Annotated in this window: 8 protein-coding genes, 1 tRNA gene and 2 pseudogenes; 5 read left to right on the top strand and 6 right to left on the bottom strand. The window is 72.0% G+C overall.

Translation table 11 applies throughout. The features are described from left to right. Window positions 1-60 precede the first annotated feature (60 nt). From queC to PSEJ35_RS0102575, 3 genes are all read left to right on the top strand, one after another. Complete coding sequence (queC, locus tag PSEJ35_RS0102585; RefSeq protein WP_028916426.1) at window positions 61-729, top strand: 7-cyano-7-deazaguanine synthase QueC; 669 nt, start codon at window positions 61-63, stop codon at window positions 727-729. A gap of 319 nt (window positions 730-1,048) precedes the next feature. Next, window positions 1,049-1,124: transfer RNA gene (locus PSEJ35_RS0102580), tRNA-Lys, on the top strand. Between the two features lie 106 nt (window positions 1,125-1,230). Continuing rightward, window positions 1,231-1,737, top strand: a complete 507-nt coding sequence (locus PSEJ35_RS0102575; protein ID WP_037082144.1) for a hypothetical protein — start codon at window positions 1,231-1,233, stop codon at window positions 1,735-1,737. A gap of 6 nt (window positions 1,738-1,743) precedes the next feature. On the opposite strand, the gene PSEJ35_RS0102570 is transcribed toward PSEJ35_RS0102575, so the two are convergent. Then, on the bottom strand, window positions 1,744-1,956 hold the full coding sequence (locus PSEJ35_RS0102570) for a hypothetical protein (protein ID WP_156924708.1): 213 nt from the start codon (window positions 1,954-1,956) through the stop codon (window positions 1,744-1,746). Window positions 1,957-2,223: 267 nt separating this feature from the next. Between PSEJ35_RS0102570 and PSEJ35_RS17830 the strand changes: the two are divergent. Beyond that, a pseudogene (locus PSEJ35_RS17830) lies at window positions 2,224-4,086 on the top strand (DEAD/DEAH box helicase); the annotation flags it as partial. Between the two features lie 336 nt (window positions 4,087-4,422). Continuing rightward, window positions 4,423-6,999 (top strand): annotated as a pseudogene (locus PSEJ35_RS17825) (ATP-dependent DNA helicase); the annotation flags it as partial. Window positions 7,000-7,091: 92 nt separating this feature from the next. Here PSEJ35_RS17825 and recQ read toward each other — a convergent pair. From recQ to PSEJ35_RS0102540, 5 genes are all read right to left on the bottom strand, one after another. Next, window positions 7,092-8,948: a DNA helicase RecQ gene (recQ, locus tag PSEJ35_RS0102560; protein ID WP_084635399.1), complete on the bottom strand. Its 1,857-nt coding sequence runs from the start codon at window positions 8,946-8,948 to the stop codon at window positions 7,092-7,094. A 125-nt stretch (window positions 8,949-9,073) separates the two neighbouring features. After that, window positions 9,074-10,282 (bottom strand): FAD-dependent oxidoreductase, encoded by a 1,209-nt coding sequence (locus tag PSEJ35_RS0102555; RefSeq protein ID WP_028916422.1) that lies wholly within the window; start codon window positions 10,280-10,282, stop codon window positions 9,074-9,076. A 52-nt stretch (window positions 10,283-10,334) separates the two neighbouring features. After that, window positions 10,335-12,038, bottom strand: coding sequence for a YbaL family putative K(+) efflux transporter (gene ybaL / locus PSEJ35_RS0102550; RefSeq protein ID WP_028916421.1), 1,704 nt, complete (start codon window positions 12,036-12,038; stop codon window positions 10,335-10,337). A gap of 241 nt (window positions 12,039-12,279) precedes the next feature. Beyond that, window positions 12,280-13,329, bottom strand: coding sequence for a nitronate monooxygenase (locus PSEJ35_RS0102545; protein WP_028916420.1), 1,050 nt, complete (start codon window positions 13,327-13,329; stop codon window positions 12,280-12,282). Window positions 13,330-13,494: 165 nt separating this feature from the next. Beyond that, the gene (locus PSEJ35_RS0102540) at window positions 13,495-15,879 is read right to left on the bottom strand and encodes a TonB-dependent receptor (protein ID WP_028916419.1); all 2,385 of its coding nucleotides are present in this window, start codon (window positions 15,877-15,879) and stop codon (window positions 13,495-13,497) included. Window positions 15,880-16,138: the final 259 nt, after the last annotated feature.

The following is a 16,138-nucleotide window of genomic DNA, read 5'->3' as shown; positions in this document are numbered from 1 at the left end:
GGTGCCGCGCCCCGGGGCCGCCTTACAATGAGTGCCCCCACACCCCACCGCATTCCCCGCATGAAGAACGCCGTCGTCCTCGTTTCCGGAGGCATGGATTCGGCCGTGGTCCTGGCCATCGCCCGCGAACAGGGCTTCGCCGTGCACGCGCTGAGCGTGCGCTACGGCCAGCGCCACACCTCCGAGCTGGACGCGGCCGACCGCGTCGCCCGCGCGCTGGGCGCGGTGGCACACAAGACCGTCGAGGTCGACCTGCGCAGCATCGGTGGTTCTGCGCTGACTGACGACATCGAGGTCCCGGAGGCCGGCGGCGAGGGCATCCCGGTCACCTACGTGCCGGCGCGCAACACGATCATGCTGTCGGTGGCGCTGGGCTGGGCCGAGGTGCTGGGCGCGGCGGACATCTTCTGCGGCGTCAACGCGGTGGACTATTCCGGCTATCCGGACTGCCGCCCCGAGTTCATCGAGGCCTTCGAGCGCCTGGCCAACCTGGCCACCAGGGCCGGCGTGGAGGGGGCGGGCATCCGCATCCACGCGCCGCTGATGCGCATGGGCAAGGACGACATCGTCCGCGAGGGCCTGCGCCTGGGCGTGGATTTTTCGCAGACGGTGTCCTGCTACCGCGCCGACGCCGAAGGCCGCGCCTGCGGCCACTGCGACGCCTGCCGCCTGCGCGCGGCCGGGTTCGAGGCCGCCGGCGTCGCCGATCCGACGCGCTACGTGGGCTGAACGCCCGGCGCCGGCCGCATCGTGGCCTGCAGGCAGCGCGGCCGGCTGATCGTGACCCGCGCTCCGTGGCCGGCTCAACGTGGCGGGTTCATATCGCGTCCGGCGCTCCGTGTCCGGCTCATCGTTGGCCCGCGCTTCGTGGCGGCTGAACGTGGCCGGCTCATCGCGTCCGCTTCGTGTCCGGCTCAACGTGGCCCGCGCTCTTTTGTAGAGCGGGGCAAGCCCCGCTCTACGAGCGTAGTGATCCAGGTCTACCTACGGCACCGCGCGCGCGGCATGATCGGGTAAAATGCCCGCCCGGCCGCGCGCCGGCACACGTGGGCCGTTAGCTCAGTCGGTAGAGCATCGGACTTTTAATCCGCTGGTCGTTGGTTCGATTCCAACACGGCCCACCATCATCCCGGCCCGGACCCGCGAGGCATCCGGGCCTGCACAGAACCCCGTCGCGCACGGGGTTTTTTGTCGCCGGATGCCGGCGAACCGCAACATCGCAAGGACGCCATGAGCGCAGAAGACGCGCAGCTCAGCCCGGAACAGGTTTCCCGCAGGAACGGAATCCACGCCTTCGCCACGGTCGTGGGCGTGCTGGTGGCGCTGGCGGCCGGCGCGGTGCTCTGGTTCTGGCTGGCCGCCGATTACCCGGTCATGCGCTACGTGTTCATCGTCGCGGCGCTGCCAACGGCGTACCTGCTCGGGCAGTGGCCCACGGCGACCTGGCTGGCCGCGAGCGCGCGCTGTGCGGCCTGCGGCGCCGACTACGCCGTCTCCGAGACCGACAAGCAGGAGACCTTCCTGTCGGCCACGCCGCGCCGGCGCGAGTCGGTGGTGGGCAAGTCGATCTCCGGCCCGAACGAGGGCAAGACCCTGGTGCGCAAGGAGAGCTGGACCGAGGAGCGCTACCAGGTGGTGGTCACCCGCACCTGCAGCGCCTGTGGCGACATGCGCCAGAAGCACTCGGTCCGCACTGTCACCACCAACAAGGTCAGCGACGACATCTACCGACGCTGAGCCCGCTCAGCACCGCGCGCTGCGGTAGATCCGCGAGTAGCCCCAGCCGTCCCAGGCGGTGAACAGGCCGGTGTCGCCGGTCAGGGCGAAACGGGTGGCGACGATCGTCGCGGGCACCCACTTGCAACGCCATTGCCTGGCCTTGCGGTAGGCCTTCATGAAGTCGCGGAAACGGCTGGCGCCGCGGGTATCCCGCGGACCGGTGTCGGTTGTGTCCATCGCTCGGTCCCCTGGCAGGTGCGCGCTGCCGCGCGCGTTCCAGTCCAGCGCTGGCGCTGGCGGGGCGTCCATCAGGCGAATCTGAAATCGGGCCGTGGGTCGGTTGCCGGTCGGACCTGAACGGGCAAGGTCCGGGCTGGCCGGCGCGGTTGATCGCCCGCGGGCCCGGACGCATATTCGAGGCTCCTCCCGCCCGCCGGTACGCACCGCGCCCCGTCTCATCCCGTGAGACGCGGCCGCGCCAGGCTGCGATCTCCCCGGCCCTGCCTGCCCATGCCCCTCCAGGCTTTCCATCCCGCCGTCGCCCGCTGGTTCGAGGGCGCCTTTCCCGGGCCGACACCGGCCCAGGTCGCGGCGTGGCCGGCGATCATGGCCGGGCGCAACACCCTGGTCGCGGCGCCCACCGGTTCTGGCAAGACCCTGACGGCGTTCCTGGCCGCGATCGACGCCCTGGTCCGCGAGGGCCTGGACAACGGTGGCGAGCTGGCCGAGCGCACCCACGTCATCTACGTCTCGCCGCTGAAGGCGCTGTCCAACGACATCCGCCTGAACCTGGAGGCGCCGCTGGCCGGCATCCGCGACGCGCTCGCGGAACTGGGCCTGCCCGACGTGGAGATCCGCGCCGCGGTGCGCACCGGCGATACCCCCCAGGCCGAGCGTGCGCAGGTGCGGAAAAAGCCGCCGCACATCCTGGTGACGACGCCCGAATCGCTGTACGTGCTGCTCGGCTCGGCCTCGGGCCGGGCCATGCTCGGCAGCGTGCGCAGCGTGATCGTCGACGAGATCCACGCGCTGGCCGACGACAAGCGCGGCAGCCACCTGGCGCTGTCGCTGGAGCGGCTGGAAGCGCTATGCGGTCGCCCGCTGGTGCGCATCGGCCTGTCGGCCACGCAGAAGCCGGTGGAGGAGGTGGCACGCTTCCTGGTGGGCGCCGCCAACGTCTATCCGACCCGCGCCGGGCTGCCCGGCTGGCACGGCCCCGATCCGCTGGCCGGCAGCGACGCGGTGCTCGGCGGCAAGGCCACCACCGACGTGCCGGACTGCGCGATCGTGGACATCGGCTACGCCAGGCAGCGCGATCTCGCCCTGGAAGTGCCACCGACGCCGCTGTCGGCGGTGATGTCCAACGAGCAGTGGGAACAGGTCTACGAGCGCCTGGTCGAGCTGGTGCGCGCGCACCGCACCACGCTGGTGTTCGTGAACACCCGGCGCATGGCCGAGCGCGCGGCCTTCAACCTGGGCGAACGGCTGGGCCGCGACCAGGTCGCCACCCACCACGGCAGCCTCTCCAAGGAGCTGCGTCTGGAGGCCGAGCAGAAGCTCAAGCGCGGCGAGCTGCAGGTGCTGGTGGCCACCGCCTCGCTGGAACTGGGCCTGGACATCGGCGATGTCGACCTGGTCTGCCAGCTCGGCTCGCCGCGCTCGATCGCCGCCTTCCTGCAGCGCGCAGGCCGCGCCGGCCACCACGTCGGCGGCGTGCCGAAGGCGCGGCTGTTCCCGCAGACCCGCGACGAGCTGGTCGAGTGCGCCGCGCTGCTGGACTGCGTGCGCCGCGGCGAACTGGACGCGCTGCGCATCCCGCCGGCGCCGCTGGACGTGCTGGCCCAGCAGATCGTGGCCGAGGTCGCCGCGGCCGAATGGGACGAGGACGCGCTGTACGACTGGTTCCGCCGCGCCTGGCCGTACGCGCGGCTGGAGCGGGCGAAGTTCGACGAACTGGTGAAGATGCTCGCCGACGGCTTCAGCGACCGCCGCGGTCCGCGCGCCGGCTGGCTGCACCGCGACGCGGTCAATCGCCGCCTGCGCGGGCGCCAGGGCGCGCGCATGGTCGCGACCATGTCCGGCGGCACCATCCCCGACACGGGTGACTACGCCGTGGTCCTCGAACCGGCCTCGACCTTCATCGGCACGGTCAACGAGGACTTCGCCATCGAGAGCATGGCCGGCGACATCTTCCAGCTGGGCAACGCCAGCTACCGGATCCTGCGCGTCGAGCCGGGCCGGGTGCGGGTGGAGGATGCGCAGGGCATGCCGCCGAGCATCCCGTTCTGGCTGGGCGAGGCGCCCGGGCGCACCGACGAGCTGTCCTCCGGCGTATCGCGCCTGCGCGAGGCCCTGGCCGAACGCATGCGCGACGTGCGGGTGGTGCAGGTCCCAGCGCCGGCGGGCGGCCCCGAGGGCGCGAGCTTCGGTGACGGGGGAGCGGGGCAAGCCCCGCTCTACGGTGCGCGCCTGGACGGGGAAGGGACCACGGTCCCGATGGCGGTTCCCGCCGGCGATGCCGATCCCTCCGTTGTAGAGCGGGGCTTGCCCCGCTTCCACCCAGGCGATCCGACGACACCCGGGGATGCCGACGGCGATGCCATCGATCCTGCATCCGCTATCCCCGCATCCCCCACCTTCCAGCTCGCCGGCACCGAGGACGCCATCGCCTGGCTGTGCGACGAGGTCGGCCTGGGCGAACCGGCCGCGCGCCAGCTGGTCGACTACCTGGGTTCGGCGGCGATCGCCCTGGGCGCGATGCCGACGCAGAAGCGGATCGTGCTGGAGCGCTTCTTCGACGAGACCGGCTCGACCCACCTGGTGATCCACAGCCCCTACGGCAGCCGGCTCAACCGCGCCTGGGGCCTGGCCCTGCGCAAGCGGTTCTGCCGCCAGTTCAACTTCGAACTGCAGGCCGCGGCGACCGAGGATTCGATCGTGCTGTCGCTGTCGACCAGCCACAGCTTCCCGCTGATCGAGGTGTCGAAGTACCTGCATTCGTCCTCGGCGCAGGACGTGCTGGTGCAGGCGCTGCTGGACGCGCCGCTGTTCCCGGTGCGCTGGCGCTGGAACGCGACCACCGCGCTGGCGCTGCCGCGCTTCATCGGCGGCAGGAAGGTGCCGCCGCAGCTGCAGCGGATGAAATCCGAGGACCTGCTGGCCACCGTGTTCCCCGACCAGGTCGCCTGCCTGGAGAACATCGTCGGCGAGCGCGAAGTGCCGGACCATCCGCTGGTCGCGCAGACCCTGCACGACTGCCTGCACGAGGCGATGGATACCGAGGGCTGGTTGCAGGTGCTGCGCGGGATGGAGGCCGGCGACATCGAGGTGCTGGCCTGCGACGTGACCGCGCCCTCGCCGCTGGCGGCCGAGGCGCTCAATGCACGCCCCTACGCCTTCCTCGACGACGCGCCGCTGGAGGAACGCCGCACCCAGGCCGTGCAGACGCGCCGGTTCGCCGATCCGCAGTCGGCCACCGACCTGGGTCGGCTCGATGGCGCGGCGGTCGAGCAGGTGCGCGAGGAGGCGTGGCCGCGCGCCCGCAATGCCGACGAGATGCACGAGGCGCTGACGGGCCTGGGTTTCCTCGCCGCGTCGGAAGTGGAGCCGGCGTGGGAACCGCTGCTCCGCGCGCTGGTGCGCGACGGCCGTGCCACCTGCGTCACCGCCGCCGGGCGGCAGTGGTGGGTCGCTGCAGAGCGCCTGCCGCAGCTGCTGGCGCTGCATCCATCGGCGCTGCAGCAGCCGGGCATCACCGTGCCGCCGGAATACGCAGCGGTCGAGTGGACGGCCGAGGACGCGGCGGTGGCGCTGCTGCGTTCCCGACTCACCGGCCTGGGCCCGGTCACCGCCGCGGCGCTGGCCGACAGCCTGGCGCTGCCGCCGTTGGCCACCGACATGGCCCTGCTGAAGCTGCAGTCGCAGGGTTATGCCATGCAGGGTCGCTTCACCCCCGGCGTGGCCGGGGAGGAATGGTGCGAGCGCCACCTGCTGGCGCGCATCCACCGCTACACGCTCAAGCGCCTGCGCCGCGAGATCCAGCCGGTGGCGCCGCGCGACTTCATGCGCTTCCTGTTCGACTGGCAGCGCGTGTCGAAGGATGCGCAGGTCAGCGGCCCGGAGGCGCTGGCCGGCGTGCTGGCGCAGCTTGAAGGTTTCGAGGCGCCTGCGGCAGCCTGGGAAGGCGAGCTGCTGCCGGCGCGCGTGCGCGACTACTCGATCGCCTGGCTCGACGACCTGTGCACCGCCGGCCGCATGATGTGGACGCGGCTGCGTCCCTCGGCCGAACCCGATTCCGGCGCGCCGTCGCGCGGTACCGGTTCGCTGCGCGGCACCCCGGTGCTGCTGCTGCCGCGGCGCAGCGTGCCGCACTGGACCGGGCTGGCGCCGGCGCCGCAGGAGGAAGCCGGGCTGTCCTCGCGCGCGCAGAAGGTGGCCGACTTCCTCGCCATGCAAGGCGCCTCGTTCTTCGACGAGATGCTGGCCGGCACGCGCCTGTTGCAGACCGAGCTGGAGGACGCGCTGGCCGAACTGGTCGCGCGCGGCCGCGCCCACTGCGACAGCTTCGCCGGCCTGCGCGCGCTGCTGGTGCCGGCCTCGAAGCGGCCGGCGACCGGACAGGGCCGGCGCCGGGCGATGACGCTGGGCATCGAGGATGCCGGGCGCTGGACCCTGGTCCGGCGCGTGCTGCCGGTCGATGGCGCCGATGCCGGTGAAGCCAAGGCCGCGGCGGGCACCGCATCCGCGCGTCCCCCGCGCCCGGACCCGGAGGCGCTGGAGCACGTCGCCCGCGTGCTGCTGCGCCGCTACGGCGTGGTCTGCTGGCGCGTGCTGGAACGTGAGGCCGCCTGGCTGCCGCCGTGGCGCGAGCTGCTGCGTGTCTACCACCGCCTGGAAGCGCGCGGCGAGGTGCGCGGCGGCCGCTTCATCACCGGCCTGTCCGGCGAGCAGTTCGCCCTGCCGGAAGCCATCGGTCTGCTGCGCAAGGCGCGGCAGAAGCGCGACGACGGCAGCCTGGTCTGCGTCAGCGCGCTGGATCCGCTGAACCTCTCCGGCACCGTGGTCGCCGGCGACAAGGTGCCGCGCATCGCCGGCGCACGGCTGGCCTATCGCGACGGCGTGCCGGTCGCCGCCCTGGTCGCCGGCGAGGTGCGGCCGATGGCGCCGATGGAGGCGCTGGATCCGGAGGGGCAGGCGGCCGTGCGCAAGGCCCTGCTGCGCGAACCGGCCTCCGGCCTGGACGCCTTCCTCGCCCAGCTCCAGGTCTCCACGCCCCTGTAGAGCGGGGCTTGCCCCGCTGCTGTTCCGCGATGCCGCCTCCGGAGACGTGGGAGCCGGGCAAGCCCGGCTCTACGGTGCGTGGCGGCGCGTGCTCAGCCTTCCTCGCGGATGATCTCCAGCACCGCCTCGCCGTAGCGGCCGAGCTTGCCGCCGCCGATGCCGCCGACCCGCGCCAGTTCCGAGATCGAGGCCGGGCGCAGCTGGGCGATGTCGCGCAGGGTGCGGTCATGGAAGATCACGTAGGCCGGCACGTTCTGCTCGCGCGCGGCCTGCGCGCGCCAGGCGCGCAGCGCGTCGAACAGGGCGCGGTCGCCGGCGTCCACGTGCAGCGTACTGCCGCTGCGGGATGCGCCGCCGTCGCCACGCCCGCGCTTGCGCGCCGGTTCCTCGCGCAGGTGCACGGGTTGTTCGCCGCGCAGCACCGGGCGCGCGGCCGCGCCCAGGCGCAGGCTGCCGTGGCCCTCGGCATCGACTTCCAGCAACCCGTTCACCACCAGCTGGCGGAACACGCTGCGCCAGGTGCCGGCGTCCAGGTCGGAGCCGATGCCGTAGGTCGACTGTTCGTGGTGGCGGAACTGGCGCACCTTCTCGGTGTCGGCGCCGCGCAGCACGTCGATCAGGTGCGCGGCGCCGAAGCGCTGGCCGGTGCGGTAGACGCAGCTCAGCGCCTTGCGCGCGGCCTCGGTCGCGTCCCAGGTGCGCACCGGCTGCAGGCAGTTGTCGCAGTTGCCGCAGGGCTGCGGATAGGTCTCGCCGAAGGCGGCCAGCAGCGCCTGGCGCCGGCACATCGCCGATTCGCAGTAGCCCAGCAGCTGGTCCAGCTTGCGCCGCTCCAGCGCCTTGCGTTCCTCGCTGGCCTCGCCCTGCTCGATCATCTGCCGCAGCAGGACCACGTCGCCCAGGCCATAGCCCATCCAGGCCTCGGCCGGTTCGCCATCGCGGCCGGCGCGACCGGTCTCCTGGTAGTAGCCCTCGATCGACTTGGGCAGGTCGAGGTGGGCGACGAAGCGGACGTCCGGCTTGTCGATGCCCATGCCGAAGGCGATCGTCGCGCACACCACCACCCCGTCCTCGCGCAGGAAGCGGCGCTGGTTCTGCGCGCGCACCTCGGCCGGCAGGCCGGCGTGGTAGGGCAGGGCGGTGATGCCGTGGCCGGCGAGGAATTCCGCGGTTTCCTCGACCTTGCGCCGCGACAGGCAGTAGACGATGCCGGACTCGCCGGCATGGCCGGCCAGGAAGTCGAGCAGCTGCCGTCGCGGGTTGTCCTTGTGCGCGACCGAGTAGCGGATGTTCGGCCGGTCGAAGGAACTGACGAAGCGGCGCGCGTCCTGCAGGCCCAGCCGCTCGGCGATCTCGCGCTGGGTCGGCGGGTCGGCGGTGGCGGTGAGCGCGATCCGCGGCACCTCCGGCCAGCGTTCGTGCAGCACGGTCAGTTCGCGGTACTCGGGACGGAAGTCGTGGCCCCACTGCGAGACGCAGTGCGCCTCGTCGATCGCGAACAGGGCGATGCGGCTGCGTTCCAGCAGCGAGAGGAAGCGCTGGGTCAGCAGCCGCTCCGGCGCCACGTAGAGCAGGTCCAGGCTGCCGTCCAGCAGGTCCTGCTCGACCTGCCGCGCCTGCGCGGCGTCGAGGGTGGAGTTGAGATAGGCCGCGCGCACGCCGAGCTGGTGCAGCGCCTCGACCTGGTCCTGCATCAGCGCGATCAGCGGCGACACCACCAGCGCCGTGCCCGGGCGCAGCAGCGCCGGCACCTGGTAGCACAGCGACTTGCCGCCACCGGTGGGCATCAGCACCAGGGCATCGTTGCCGGCGGCGACGTGCTTGATGATCTCCTGCTGCCGGCCGCGGAAGGCGTCGTAACCGAATACCTGGCGCAGCACGTCCAGCGCGTCGCCGGAGGCGGGGATGTCGGCGATGCGCGGGGCGGAGGTCTGGAACAGGGACGTCATGCGCTCAGGATACCGGGCGCGACAAGCGACGACGCTGAACCGGCGCGCGCGGAGCGGTGGGAATCCGCGGCGATCCGCGGTAGGAAACAGCCGCGCCGCGTGCGGGACGCGGATGGGCAGCCGCCTCAGGCCTTGCGCTGGAACGAGAACAGCGCCGCCAGCGGATGCTTCCGCCGCTCCAACGTCGCCCGCAGCAGCTGCGCACCCAGCGCCGAGTAGGTGATGCCGTTGCCGCCGTAGGCCATCGCGAACAGCACGCGCGGTCCCCACTGCGGATGCGCACCGAACCACGGCAGCCCGTCGGCGGTCTCGGCGAAGGTCCCGGCCCAGGCGAACGCCGGCCGCAGCGGCAGCCACGGGAACAGCTTGCGCGCCTTCTCCAGCAGCCTGTCGGCCTTGCCCTTCACCCGCGCGTCGCGGCGCGCCGGCACGTCCACCTTGTCGTCCTCGCCGCCGACCAGCAGGCGCTGGTCCGGCGTCGTGCGCAGGTAGAGGTAGGGCCGTGCGGTTTCCCACAGCATCATGCCGACGAGCGCGCCGAGCTGGCCCGGCAGCGGATCGGTGACCAGGGCGTAGCTGCTGCGGTTGCGCGCCACCGGCTTGCGCAACCAGCGCTGGCTCTCGTAGCCGCAGGCCAGCACCACGTGGCCGGCACGGACACGGAAGCCCGACGCGGTGCGCAGTTCCACCCGCCGCGAGCCGGCCTGCATGTCGACCACGTCCTCGTGGTCGTGCACCGGCGTGCCGGTGCGATGCAGGCGGCGCAGCAGCCGCTTGGCCATCAGGTAGGGATCGACCTGCGCGGCCTGGTGGCTCAGCAGCGCCGCCGGCGCGTCGAAGCCGAAGTCCGCCTTGATGTCGCCGGCGTCGTACCATTCCACGTCGATGCCGTGGCGCTGGCGCGCTTCCAGTTCCTCGCGCATGCCGCGCACGTCGCGGCGGCGGCTGGCGTAGTACAGGCTCCGCGACCGGGTGAAGCACACCCCGCCGAGGCGGGAGGCGCGCTCGCGCAGCCAGTCGATCGCGTCCACGCAGGCCCTGTAGGCCAGCGCCGCGTCCGCCTCGCCGTGCTGGCGGGCCAGGTCGACCAGGTGGGTGTCGATCTCGTATTGCAGCAGCGCGGTGCTGGCCGAGGTGCTGCCCCAGCCGAGGTCGCGGCGTTCGAGCACCGCCACCGAGTGGCCGTGCGCGGCCAGTTCGTCGGCGATGAGCGCGCCGGTGATGCCGCCGCCGACGACAGCCACGTCGCAGTCGAGGTCCGCCTGCAGTGGCGGGAGGGGAGCAGCGAGGCCATTGCGAATGGCCCAGAAGGGATAGCCGCTTTTCAGGTCCATGGCCGGCAGTCAAACCGGCCGGCGCGCACGATCCCGTGAAGCCACGCGCCGGTCAGACCGGCGGCACCGCCGTGGCCTGGCCGGCGTAGCGGAACGGCGGGGTGGACATGACCATCTCCGCCAGCGAGTAGGCCAGCTCGCGCTCGGCCATGACCGCGCCGTCGGCGCCGTGCGACAGCAGGTGCCGCACCTCGGCGTCGCTGTGCGCGCGGGCCAGCACCGGCAGGCCGGGATTGAGCACGCGCAGCTTGGTGATCGCCTCGCCGGCCTCGAGCGGCTGCGGGATCGCGAGGATGGCGATGGCCGCCGATTCCGGATGGGCCTCGGCCAGCACCCGGTCGGAGGCGGCGTGGCCGCGGATGGCGGGGATGCCGGTGGCGTGCGCGCGCTCCACGTGCAGCGGGTTGTCGTCGATCACCACAAGCGGCACACCGCGTTCGCGCAGCACGTGGGCCAGCTCGCTGCCGACCCGGCCGTAGCCGATCACGATGGCGTGGTTGCCGGCCTGCAGCGGCGGGCCCGGCGCCGGTTCCGGCAGCGGCTGCACCGGCGCGGCCTCGCGGTGCGCGGCCTCCCAGCGGTCCAGCAGCATGAAGATCAGCGGGTTGAGCATGATCGAGACCAGCGCGCCGGCCAGCACCAGCGCCTGCCCGGTCGGCGGCAGGATCTGCAAGGACACGCCCAGGCCGGCGATGATGAAGGCGAATTCGCCGATCTGCGCCAGCGAGGCGGAGATGGTCAGCGCGGTCATCTTCGGGTGGCCGAAGGCGCGCACGATCAGGAACGCCGCCGCCGACTTGCCGAGCATGATGATCGCCACCGTGCCCAGCACCTGCCACGGGTGCTCGAGCAGGATCGCCGGGTTGAACAGCATGCCCACCGAGACGAAGAACAGCACCGCGAACGCGTCGCGCAGCGGCAGCGAGTCGTTGGCCGCCTTGTGGCTGAGCTCGGACTCGTTGAGCATCATGCCGGCGAAGAACGCGCCCAGCGCGAACGACACACCGAACAGCGCCGCCGCGCCGAAGGCCACGCCCAGGGCGATGGCCAGCACCGACAGGGTGAACAGCTCGCGCGAGCCGGTGCCGGCGATCTTCTCCAGCACCCACGGGATCACCCGCCGTCCGACCAGCAGCATCACCGCCACGAACAGGCCCAGCTGGACGAAGGTCCAGCCGATGCTGGCCAGCACCTGGCCCGCCGAATGCTTCTCGCCGGAGGCTTCCGGCCCGAACAGGCCGGCGATCACCGGCATCATGACCAGCGCCAGGACGCAGGCCATGTCCTCGACGATCAGCCAGCCCACCGCGATCTTGCCGCGTATGGTCTCCAGCAGGCGGCGTTCCTCCATCGCCCGCAGCAGCACAACGGTCGAGGCGGTGGCCAGGGAGAACCCGAACACCACGCCGTGCAGGTGCGACCAGCCCATCAGCCAGGCCACGCCCCAGCCGAGCAGGGTCGCCGCCGCGATCTGCGCCAGCGCGCCGGGCAGGGCGATCCACTTCACCTCCAGCAGGTCCTCCAGCGAGAAGTGCAGGCCGACGCCGAACATCAGCAGCATCACGCCGATCTCGGACAGCTGGTTGGCGATTTCCTGGTCGGCGACGAAGCCGGGGGTGAACGGGCCGACGGCGACGCCGGCCAGCAGGTAGCCGACCAGCGGCGAGAGCCGCAGCTTGTTGGCGATGGCGCCCAGCACGAAGGCCAGGCCGAGGCCGACCGCGACGATGTCGATCAGGCTGGTGTCGTGGTGCATCGGGGAGAGGGGGGCCTGTGTGAGGACGGCGGTGCGCCGCCGTCCCGAGTTTCGCTGATGGGGGCGTGTCGCGTAAATAAACGTGGATCGTCGTCGGGCCATTGCAAGCGGGAAAACCCGCCACAGGGCGATCCGCGGAATGACCCGCGCAGGCTACGGCGACTGGCCGGTCCGCAGATTGTTGCAGGGCGAAGGCGGCCCGGCCGCCCCGGAACAGGCGGCGTAGTCCGCGCGGAGCGGCTCAGGTCTCCGCGCGCAGTTCGCGGGCGAGCAGGTCGACCAGCTCCGCCGCCGGCAATGGGCGCGCCAGCGGGGCGCCTTGCCCCGCCCAATGGGCCGCGAACTCCGGATGGCCCTGCCGGCTCGCGATCGCGGCGAGTTGCCGGGCCAGGTCATAGGCGACCGGATAGGCCGGCGGCGGCGGACTGCCCGGCGCCTCCCCGTGCGCGACGTAGCGGTTGGGGATGCCGCGCGCCGGGCGGCCCGACAGCACGGGGGTGAGGCGGGTGCGGCCGCCGCGTGCGTCCAGCAACGCTTCGCGGTGCGCCGGGCTGGCCGCCGATTCCGGGCAAGGCACGAAGGCCGTGCCCAGCTGGGCGGCGACCGCGCCCAGGTCGAGGGCGGCACGGATGCCGTGCCCGTCCATGATGCCGCCGGCGGCGATCACCGGCAGCCGCGTGTTCGCGCACAGGCGCCTGACCAGGACCGACATCGGCAGGCTTTCGTCGTGCCGCTGCGGGTCGAACAGGCCGCGGTGGCCGCCGGCCTCGATGCCCTGCGCGACGATCCCGTCGACGCCGGCCGCTTCGATCGCCAGGGCTTCGTCGACATGGGTCGCGGTCGCCAGGGTGGCGATGCCGGCATCGCGCAGCGCGGCGATCCATTCGCGCGGCGGCAGGCCGAAGTGGAAGCTCACGACTGCCGGCCGGGTCTCCAGCAGCAGCCGCAGCATCGCCTCGTCGGCGATGAAGCTGGGGTAGATCTCGCGCAGCTCCGCGGGCGGGCTCGCCCCGAACCCGGCGAACAGCGGCGCCATGTGCCGGATCCAGACGGCCTCGATCGCCGCATCGCGGCGCGCCGGCGCATGGCAGAAGACGTTGACCTGGAACGGCCGCGCGGTCAGCGCGCGGGTCGCCTCGATCGCCTCACGGGCCTGCGCCAGCGTGCCGGACCCGATCGCGATGGAGCCCAGGCCTCCGGCGTTGGAAACCGCAGCGGCCAGCGCCGGCGTCGAGACGCCGGCCATCGGGGCCTGGATGATCGGAAGCGGGATGTCGAGTCTGTCGAGCACGGACGGGGCCCGATGCGCGGAGGCAGGCGCAGTGTAGTCGGCCTCCGTATCCCGGGGCGTAACCGGCTCCGGAACCCTTCGAAGGGAACCCGCCGGTGCCCCATGCAACGCACCGGCGTCCGGCAACGCCTGCCCGGCATGCGCCGGGCAGGCGTTGGACGGCGCTTACCAGCTGTAGGCGACGCGACCGTACACGTAGCGGCCGTTGAAGCCGAACGGCGAGTACAGGCTGTACGGCATCAGGCCGGAGGTCGAGTTCACGAAGAGGGTCTCCTCCGGGTACTCGTCCAGCACATTGTCCGCGCCGACGGTGAAGGTCCAGCCTTCCAGCGGGCGGAAGCTCACCGCCGTGTCCAGGGTCCACTTGGCGGAGTAGGTCTGGTCCTGCGCCGGGTTGCTGGCGTGGCGGCTGGTGAACTCGCCGTAGCGGGTGGCGTTGGCCGACAGCTCCCAGCTGCCGATCCGCCACTGCCCGCCCAGGGCGAATTTGTCGCGCGGCGTGCCTTCCTCGATGCGGCCGCGCTCGTCGCGGCCGACGCGCTCCAGGTTGGCGCCCAGCGTGTCCAGCACCGCCGGGTTCGGCGCGATCCGGGTGACCTCGGTCTTGTTGTAGTTGTAGGAGGCGGTCAGGTCGAGGCTGGAGGCATCCAGCGGGATCGACCAGGTGCCGACCACGTCCACGCCGCGGGTGCGGGTGTCGATGGCGTTGTTGAAGTAGCGCGCCGCGGTCACCCCAGTGATGCCCAGGCTGGCCAGCAGGTCCTGCGCGGCCTGGTTGCCGGTCAGATTGAGGTTGGACGACAGCACGATGCGGTCGTCGATCTCGATCTGGTAGGCGTCGATGGTGACGTACAGGCGCTCGGCCGGCTGCAGCACCAGGCCGAGGCTGTAGGACAGCGAGGTCTCGGCCTTCAGCGGCTCGGCGCCCAGCGCCTGCGCGGCGGCGCCGGTGGCCGGGAAGGTGCCGGTCTCGGTGACCACGCTGTTGTTGATGTTGGTGGTCACCGCCTGGTAGTTCTGCTGGGCCAGCGCCGGGGCGCGGAAGCCGCTGGACACGGTGCCGCGCAGCGCCACCGCGTCGCTGAAGGCGTAGCGCGCCGACAGCTTGCCCGAGGTCTCGCTGCCGAAGTCGGAGTAGTCCTCGTAGCGGCCGGCGATGCCCGCGGAGAAACGCTCGGTCACGTCCGCTTCCAGGCCCGCGTAGACGGCGTAGCTGTGGCGGTCGTAACTGCCGGAGTTGCGTGGGGTGAAGCCGGCGAAGCCCTGCGCGCCGCTGCCGAAGTACGAGTTCGGCTCGCCGGCCGACTGCTGCCATTCCTCGTTGCGGTACTCGGCGCCGAAGGAGAACGTGGCCGGATAGGCGAAGCCGATCTCCAGCGCCCTGGAGAAGTCGGCGTTGACCACGTCCTGCCGGTAGCGGAGGTTGCCGGTGTAGAAGCGGTGCGGGCTGCCCACGCCCAGCGCGTAATTGATGGTGTTCTGGGTGTAGAAGTCCAGGTCGTTCTCGCCGGCGTTGTAGCTGACGTCCCAGTTCCAGCCCGAGGCGGTATTGCCCTTGGCGCCGAGGACCACGCTGCGGTCGTTGGAGACCTGGTTGATCTCCGGCACGTAGCCGTCCGGATAGACCTGGGCGAGCAGGGCGCCCTGGTTGCTGTGGTTGCGCGAGCGGTAGAAGGCGAAGGAGACGATGTCGCGCTTGCTGGCGATGGCGGTGGCGTACAGCTCGCTGTTCTCGCCGATGTTGAACGAGGCATTGGCCGAGACCGCGTACTGCTCGACCTCCGGGTCGCCCATCTTGAAGGCCCGCTCGCCGACGCCCGGGAAGTTGCCGGTGTGCGGCGCGGTGCCCTGGTAGGTGCCGGACCGGTTGGTCGGGTCCTGCTGGCCCACCTGCGCGGCCAGGTGCACGGTGCCGCCGTCGTGGGCCAGGCTCAGGCCGGCGTCGCCGGCCAGCTGCCACTGCGTGCCGTCGCCTTCGGAGTACTCGCCGCCGGTCAGGCTGAGGCTGCCGCCTGCGCCGGCGCCCTTGAGCACGATGTTGACCACGCCGGCGATGGCGTCGGAGCCGTACTGGGCCGAAGCGCCGTCGCGCAGCACTTCCACGCGCTCGATCGCCGCCACCGGGATGGCGTTGAGGTCCACCGCCGAGGAGCCGCGGCCGATGGTGCCGTTGACGTTGACGAGGGCCGAGACGTGGCGGCGCTTGCCGTTGACCAGGATCAGCACCTGGTCCGGCGACAGGCCGCGCAGCTGGGCCGGGCGCACGCCGCTGGTGCCGTCGGCCATGGCCGGCCGCGGGAAGTTCAGCGAGGGCAGGGCGCGGGCCAGCGCGGTGGCCAGCTCGGTCGTGCCGGTGGCCCGGAGGGCCTCGGGGGTGATGATGTCGATCGGCGATTGCGACTCGGCGACGGTACGGTCGGTCACGCGGGTGCCGGTGACGATCACGGTATCCAGGGTGCTCGCCTGCGCCGGTGCGTCCTGGCCCCAGGCCGGGGCGGACAGGGTGGCGGCAATGGCGAGGGCAAGTGGTGAGAGGGTGCGGAAGGACATGCTGACGTGCTCCGGTTTGCGGTTGCAGGAAAACGCCGGCGGGGAGGGAGCTCCGGCGATGACGATCGTATCGGCCAGGACGCTGGACCTATGGATCGATGGCCGCTTCCTGTCGGACCCAATTCTCAGCGACCCGCGGTCTGGTTATAAGAACCGTTGATTCTAAGGAAATGAACGTTTCCCGGGACCACGGCACTTCCCGGACCCATCTGGCGGGGCACGGCGCGATGGTCGTCCCGGCCATGGAAGGGCGGGTCGG

This window comes from Pseudoxanthomonas sp. J35 (genome assembly GCF_000513995.1).
In the GTDB taxonomy this organism is placed as follows: Bacteria; Pseudomonadota; Gammaproteobacteria; order Xanthomonadales; family Xanthomonadaceae; genus Pseudoxanthomonas.
Note: the sequence above shows the minus strand (reverse complement) of the source record. Positions and strands in the feature narration are given on the sequence as shown.